At 72.0% G+C, this 6,855-nt stretch carries 7 protein-coding genes; 4 read left to right on the top strand and 3 right to left on the bottom strand.

The genetic code is table 11. The features are described from left to right. A partial coding sequence (locus BZL64_RS37715) for a GGDEF domain-containing protein (protein ID WP_143663448.1) occupies positions 1–671 on the top strand: 671 nt, incomplete at its 5' end. A gap of 153 nt (positions 672–824) precedes the next feature. Continuing rightward, complete coding sequence (locus tag BZL64_RS37710; protein WP_086773457.1) at positions 825–1,778, top strand: carbohydrate-binding protein; 954 nt, start codon at positions 825–827, stop codon at positions 1,776–1,778. A gap of 6 nt (positions 1,779–1,784) precedes the next feature. Here the strand turns inward: BZL64_RS37710 and BZL64_RS37705 are convergent, their stop codons facing one another. The 3 genes from BZL64_RS37705 to BZL64_RS37695 form a co-directional block, all read right to left on the bottom strand. Then, the gene (locus BZL64_RS37705; protein ID WP_086773456.1) at positions 1,785–2,705 is read right to left on the bottom strand and encodes a 1-phosphofructokinase family hexose kinase; all 921 of its coding nucleotides are present in this window, start codon (positions 2,703–2,705) and stop codon (positions 1,785–1,787) included. A 149-nt stretch (positions 2,706–2,854) separates the two neighbouring features. Then, on the bottom strand, positions 2,855–4,030 hold the full coding sequence (gene nagA / locus BZL64_RS37700; protein ID WP_086773455.1) for an N-acetylglucosamine-6-phosphate deacetylase: 1,176 nt from the start codon (positions 4,028–4,030) through the stop codon (positions 2,855–2,857). Further along, the gene (locus BZL64_RS37695; protein WP_086773454.1) at positions 4,030–4,974 is read right to left on the bottom strand and encodes an ROK family protein; all 945 of its coding nucleotides are present in this window, start codon (positions 4,972–4,974) and stop codon (positions 4,030–4,032) included. Before BZL64_RS37695 ends, nagA begins: the two co-directional genes overlap by 1 nt. A 150-nt stretch (positions 4,975–5,124) precedes the next feature. On the opposite strand from BZL64_RS37695, the gene BZL64_RS37690 reads away from it, so the two are divergent. Beyond that, the gene (locus BZL64_RS37690; RefSeq protein ID WP_167396265.1) at positions 5,125–6,402 is read left to right on the top strand and encodes an extracellular solute-binding protein; all 1,278 of its coding nucleotides are present in this window, start codon (positions 5,125–5,127) and stop codon (positions 6,400–6,402) included. Positions 6,403–6,424: 22 nt separating this feature from the next. Then, a complete protein-coding gene (locus BZL64_RS37685; RefSeq protein WP_086773453.1) occupies positions 6,425–6,661 on the top strand; it encodes a DUF3263 domain-containing protein in 237 nt (78 codons plus the stop codon). The last annotated feature ends 194 nt before the right edge of the window (positions 6,662–6,855 follow it).

The following is a 6,855-nucleotide window of genomic DNA, read 5'->3' as shown; positions in this document are numbered from 1 at the left end:
GCGAGCTGCAGCTCGCCCACCGTGCCTCGCACGACTCCCTCACCGGCCTGCCGAACTCCGCCGAGCTGCGCTCGCGCCTCTCCTCCCGGCTCTGCAAACGCCCGCAGTCCACCCACCCCGCCGCCGTCGACGCGATGGACGCCCAAGGGCATCCCGCCTTCGACACCAACGGGCACGGCTTCGACTTCCGGACCGACGGCGCGGAGAGCTTCGAGGCCTACGACCACCACGTGCACACCGTCGCCCCCGAGGACGGCGCCCGAGACGACGGCACCAAGGGGCTCGCCGTCCTCTTCTGCGACCTCGACGGCTTCAAGTCGATCAACGACCGGTTCGGGCACAACGCCGGTGACGCGGTCCTCATCGAGGTCGCCCGCAGGCTCACCCGCGGTGTCCGTGACGGCGACACCGTCGCCCGGCTCGGCGGCGACGAGTTCGTGATCCTCGCCGACGGCCTCGGCAGCGCCGACGCCCAGGACCTCGCCGTACGCCTGCGCAACGAGATCATCCAGCCGATCCGCGCAGAGGGCCGGGCCGTCCGGGTGGGCGCCAGCTTCGGCATCGGGTGGGCACACTGCGGGATGACCGCGGACGAGGTGTTGAAGTCCGCCGACGAGCGGATGTACGTAGAGAAACGATCTCGTCCCAAACAGCACCGACGCGCCGGATGATCACCAGGTCAGCGCCCCGCGGCCCGTAGCGATGCGATCCGAGTCACCCGTTCGGCGGGTCGGGAGCGGGTAGGCTCGCACTTCTCCGCACGTAGGGACGCGTAGGGATACGCGGACCGCATCCGCCCCGCACCTGTTGAGGAGTACGAAGGGATGACGCCCGGCAACAACGGCGCGAGTACGCCCGAGGACGACGACCCGTTCGGCTACCTCTACGCCGACGGCCAGGCCAACGGAGCACAGCCTCCGTCCGGCGGTGGCTACGGATACCCGTCGGTGAACCGGGTGCGCCCGGTCGGCGAGCGCCAGTACGGCCAGCAGCAGACCGCGCAGTACGGGCAGCAGGCGGTGCCGCCCCAGCAGGGCGCGTACGGCCAGCCGAACGGCAACCATGCCGGACCCGAGAACTTCTCCGGCGGCGCCGGCGTGCCCACCGGCAACCGGCAGCAGGGCTACCAGGGCAACGGCGGCGGCCGGGGCAGCGGCCCCAACACCAAGGGGCTGCTGATCGGCGCGGTCGCGGTGGTCGCGGCGGTCGTCATCGGTATCGCCGTGGTGATGGCCAACGGCGACTCCGGCGACGACGACAAGGCCGACGGTGGGGCTTCCACCCCGCCCTCCGTCTCCCAGAGCGCCTCGCCCAGTGCTTCCAGCAGCGGCGGCGCCGAGGAAGAGGTCGAGCTGCCGACGGTCGACGCCAAGGCCATGCGCCTCGGCGGCGCAGCCGCCCTCGCCTCCGACATCCAGGGCGCCGAGGCCGACGGCGGCATCTACGTCGCCATGAACCAGGTCGGCAACTCCGTCACCTGGAGCGTCGACGGCATCCCCGAGGACGGCGCGTACACGCTGTTCGCGCACTACAGCGCCCCGGGTGAGGACCAGGCGATGACCCTCACGTTCAACGGCAAGAAGTTCGGTCAGCCGCTCAGCCTGAAGAACTATGCGAATGCCCCCAAGGGCGACTTCGAGAAGGGCTGGACGACCACCTACGCCTGGCCCAGGCTCACCAAGGGCACCAACACCATCACCCTGTCCTGTGAGAACGGCGACAAGTGCAATGTGCTCCTGGACCAGTTCTGGCTGAAGAAGGGCGAGGTCAAGAAGTAGCCCCGCTCAGGCCGCGGTGACCTCCCCGGTCACCGTCACCCTGCCCACCAGGTCCTCGTAGGCCGCACGGTCGAAATCGCCGGCGGTCGGGGACAGGACCGTCGCCGCGGACAGGGCTACGGCTCGGGCCAGGGTGCGGGGCCAGGTGAGGCCTTCGACCAGGCCGGAGAGCAGGCCCGCGGAGACCGCGTCACCGGCGCCTGTCGGGTTGCCACGCAGGCGGGCCGGCGGGGTGGCCCGCCAGCGGCCCTCCGGGGTCGCCGCGACCAGGCCCTGCGGGCCCAGGGACGCCACCACCGAGCGGGCGCCGCGCCGACGGGCGTCCTGCGTCGCGCGCAACGGCTCGTGGGAGCCGGTCAGCTCGGCCAGCTCCTCGGCGTTCGGCTTGATCAGATCGGGGCGTGCGGCGACCGCCCGGCGCAGCGCCTCACCACTGGTGTCCAGCAGCACCGGTACGCCCGCCGCCCGCGCGGTCCGCACCAGGCCCGCGTACGCGCCCACCGGCACCCCCGGCGGCAGGCTGCCGCACAGGGCCACCGCGTCGGCACCGGCCACCAGACGCTCGTACGCCTCCTGGAACGCGGACCACTCGGCGGGTGTGACGACCGGGCCGGGTTCGTTGAACTGCGTGGCGTCGCCGGTGCGTTCGTCGACGACGGCGACGGTCCGGCGGGTCGGGGCCGCGCACGGCACCAGCGCGTCGGTCACGCCGGTGAGCAGATCCCGTACGACACGGCCCGTGGGGCCGCCCGCGAAACCGGTGACCGTCACCTCGTGCCCGAGGGCGGCCAGGACGCGGGCCACGTTCAGTCCCTTGCCGCCGGGGCGTTCCGCCACCTCGGTCACCCGGTGCGTGGCGTGCGGGAGCAGGGCGGGGACGCGGTACGTGACGTCGAGAGCGGTGTTCACCGTGACCGTGAGAATCACCCTGGTCCGACCTCCCCCGGTCACCCGCGTTCGTCTGCTGTTCGCGTGAATGCGTCCTTCCGGACGTCCTGATCATGCCAAAGAGACGGTGGCCGGCCCAGTCCCGGGGTCGGCCACCGTCTCTCCACGCGCGCTCTGCGGGGCGTATGTCAGGCCAGTTGGGGCTCCACCACCCAAACCCCCTGCCTCATCACGCCCTTGAGGTCGAAGTTGTCGTCCAGCAGCACCAGGTCGGCGTCCTTGCCCGGCTCCAGGGATCCCACCCGGTCGTCCATGCCCAGCAGCCGGGCCGGGTTCGCGGACAGGGCCGCCACCACGTCCTGAACCGGCAGCCGGTCCACCGTCACCGCCCGCTTGAACGCCCGGTCCAGTGTCAGCGTGGAGCCCGCGATGGAGCCGCCCTCCACCAGCCGGGCCACGCCCTCACTGACCTCGACCTCCAGCGGGCCGAGCATGTAACGGCCGTCGCCGATGCCCGCCGCGTCCATCGCGTCCGTGATGAACGCGACCCGGCCCGCCCCCGCCCGGTGGAACGCCAGCTCCAGCGCGGCCGGATGCAGATGGACGCCGTCGTTGATCAGCTCGACCGTCACCCGCTCGTCCTCCAGCAGCGCGGCGATCGGGCCCGGCGCGCGGTGCCCGAGCGGCGGCATCGCGTTGAAGAGGTGGGTGGCGACCGTCGCCCCCGCCTCGATCGCCTCCACCGTCTGCTCGTACGTGGCGTCCGTGTGGCCCACGGCCGCGATCACCCCGTGCTCGGCCAGCAGCCGTACGGAGTCGATGCCGCCCGGCAGCTCGGTCGCCAGGGTGACCATCCTCGCCCTGCCGCGTGCCGCGTCGATCAGCTTGCGCACCTCCGCCGGATCGGGGTCGCGCAGCAGCGCCTCCGAGTGCGCGCCCTTGCGGCACGGGGAGATGAACGGGCCCTCGAAGTGGATCCCGGCCAGGTCGCCCTGCTCGGCCAGCTCACTCAGCAGGCCGGCCTGGCGGACCAGGACGTCCATGTCGTCGGTGACGGTGGACGCGACCAGGGTGGTGGTGCCGTGGCGACGGTGGGCGTGGATGGCCTTCTGCGCGTCCTCGGCGGTGCCGGAGAAGGAGGCCCCGCCGCCGCCGTGGTTGTGCAGGTCGACGAAGCCGGGGACCAGCCAGTGGTTTCGTACGTCGATCACCCGGGCGGTGCCTTGGGCGGCTTCGGGGGCGATCTTGGTGCCGTCGATGGTCACCCGGCCGTCGGGCACCGTGCCGGTGGGCAGCACCACCGTGGCGCCGGTGAGTACCTGCGGGTGCGTCGCGGCTTGTCGCGCCCCTGAGGGGGTGGCCATCAGGACGTTACCTCCGTGCGGTCGGTCGAATCGAGGAGATCCCAGGCCAGTAGTCCTGCGCCCCGGCATCCGGCTGTGTCGCCCAGCGCCGCCGGGGCGATGTCCGGGAGTTTCTGGAAGGTGACCCGCCGGCGGACGGCGCTCCGCAGCGGTGTGAACAAGGTTTCCCCCGCCTCGGCCAGGCCGCCACCGATGATGAGGGTGCGCGGGTCCAGCAGGGTGAGGGCGGTGACCAGGCCGTCGGCGAGTGCGTCGACCGCCTGCTGCCAGATCCGGACGGCGTTCGGGTCCCCGGACGTGACGGCCTTCGCGCAGTCCGCGGCGTCCGCCTCCGGGTCCCCGCAGGCCGCCGCCCACGCCTCGCCGACCGCCGCCGCCGACGCGAACCGCTCCAGGCAGCCGCGCTGTCCGCAGGGGCAGGGCGTCCCGCCGGGACGTACGACGATGTGGCCGATCTCGCCCGCGAAGCCGTGCGCGCCCGCCTCCACCCGGCCCTCCACGCCGATGGCGCCCGCGATGCCCGTGCCGAGGGCCACGAAGAGGAAGCGATCGGCGCCCTGACCTGCGCCGATGCGTCCCTCCGCGAGTCCTCCGGTGCGGACGTCGTGGCCGAGGGCCACCGGGATGCCGCCGAGCCGGTCGGTGAGCAGCCGCCGCAGCTCGACATCGCGCCAGCCGAGGTTGGCGGCGTAGACGGCTATGCCGTTCGCCTCGTCGACGATGCCGGGGACCGCGACTCCCGCCGCGGCAGCGCTCTCGCCGAGGTGCTCGACGCCGTACGCGCGCAGCTCGGCGGCGAAGTCGAGGATGCCGGCGACGACCTCGTCGGGCCCGCGTTCGCGGCCGGTGGCCCGGCGGGCCCGGTGCAGCAGCGCGCCGTCCGCCCCGACGAGGGCGGCTTTCATCCCGGTGCCGCCCACATCCAGGGCGATGACATGTCTCACGGAGACAGTGTGGCCCGAGGACCCGCAAGAGGTCTAGTCCACTTGCGTGGTGTAGACCTTATTCCGGATAGCGGTTTCATTGGTCGGAGCATTTATGTGTGCATCGTGTGTGCACGCGGGCGACGGCCGTCAGGGGAGCGGGAGAGCACAGTGCAGCGGCGGGCAGCGAAGTCGGGACCGATCGCGGCGGCAGCCGCCCTGAGCATGACGGCGGTCCTCGCCGGCTGCGGGCTCACCGGTGACTCCGGCGACGTCACCCTCAGACTCGTCGCCGCCGACTACGGCGACAGCGGCGCCAACAGCTCCGCGAAGTACTGGGCCGAACTCGTCGAGGCCTACGAGAAGGACCACCCCGACGTCACCGTCGAGGTCACCGTCCACTCCTGGAACGACGTCGACCGCGAGGTCAAGAGGCTCGTCGACGCCGGCAAGGCCCCCGACATGGCGCAGATCGGCTCCTACTCCGACTACGCGGCCAAGGACCTCCTCTACAAGGCGGGCGACGTCCTCTCCATCCCCGTCCAGGCCGACTTCGTGCCCCAGCTCGCCGACGCCGGTGAGGTACGAGGCGTGCAGTACGGCATGCCGTTCGCCTCCTCCACGCGGGTGCTGTTCTACAACAAGACCCTCTTCGCCAAGGCCGGCCTCACCGCGCCGACCACCTGGTCCGAGCTGGCCGAGGACGCCGCCGCGCTGAAGGCCGACGGTGTGAAGTACCCGTACGCCCTGCCGCTGGGCCCCGAGGAGGCGCAGGCCGAGACCATGCAGTGGCTGCTCAGCGGCGGGGGCGGCTACGCCGAGACCGCCACCGGCTACAGCATCGACTCCACCGAGAACGTCCACACCTTCACCTGGCTGAAGAACGAGCTGGTCGGCAAGGACCTCACCGGGCCGGTCGCGCCCGGCAAGCTCAACCGGGCCGACGCCTTCACCGCGTTCGCCGCCGGGCAGGTCGGCATGCTCAACGGGCACCCCTCGCTGATGAAGGCCGCCACCGCGAAGGGCGTGAAGTTCGGCATGGTCCCGATGCCCGGCGTCGACGGGCCGACCAAGGTCTCCATGGGCGTCGCCGACTGGATGACCGCGTTCAGCAAGAACGGGCACGCCGAGCAGATCAAGGACTTCCTGACCTTCGTCTACAGCGAGAAGAACGTCCTCGCCTTCTCCCGTGAGTACGACCTGCTGCCCGTCACCAACTCCGCCTCCCAGACCATGACCGCCGCCTCCCAGGACGCCGACCTCAAGCCCTTCCTCGACCAGCTGCCCGTGTCCGAGCTGTACCCGGTGGGGCGCACCTCCTGGGCCGCCGTCAGCGCCGACGTGAAGAAGCGGATCGGGCAGGCCGTGCGGCCCGGCGGCAGCCCGGCGGGGGTCCTCGGCCAGCTCCAGACCACGGCCACCACCGCGGAGAGCGGCTCCGCCGGCTGAGCCGTTGGGCTACGGTGCGGGGATGGTGCACGAGGAAGGGCTCGGGGCGAGGGAGCGGGACATCCTCGCCCTGGAGCGGCGCGGGTTCTCGGGGCCCGGCGCGAAGGAGCGGGCCATCCGGGAGGAGCTGGATCTGTCACCCGTGCGGTACTACCAGCTGCTGAACGCGCTGCTGGACGACGCGAGGGCGTTGGCGCATGATCCGGTGACGGTGAACCGGCTGCGGCGCGTGCGGGAGGCCCGCCGGGCGGAGCGGTAGGTCTGTGCGGGTTGGCAGGGGGTGACGTCCCGGGGGCTGCGCCCCCAGACCCCGCTTTCGGCCCTGAAGGGGCCTCGTCCTCAAACTCCCCCAGACGGGCTGTGTGCAGCCGACCGGGCTGATAGGTGCCCCTGTTGGCTATCGTCACCCGTATGGGCATCCAAGAGACGCACCCCACGGACTCTCCCCTCCCC

Source organism: Streptomyces bobili, from assembly GCF_002154575.1.
Lineage (GTDB): Bacteria > Actinomycetota > Actinomycetes > Streptomycetales > Streptomycetaceae > Streptomyces > Streptomyces bobili.
The sequence above is the reverse complement of the archived record's forward strand: the minus strand, read 5'-3'. Positions and strand labels throughout refer to the sequence as shown.

Excerpts from the sequence above, each read along its gene's own strand:
- nagA (WP_086773455.1), bottom strand. The coding sequence starts at position 4,030 with ATGGCCACCCCCTCAGGGGCGCGACAAGCCGCGACGCACCCGCAGGTA.
- BZL64_RS37685 (WP_086773453.1), top strand. The coding sequence starts at position 6,425 with ATGGTGCACGAGGAAGGGCTCGGGGCGAGGGAGCGGGACATCCTCGCC.
- BZL64_RS37710 (WP_086773457.1), top strand. The coding sequence starts at position 825 with ATGACGCCCGGCAACAACGGCGCGAGTACGCCCGAGGACGACGACCCG.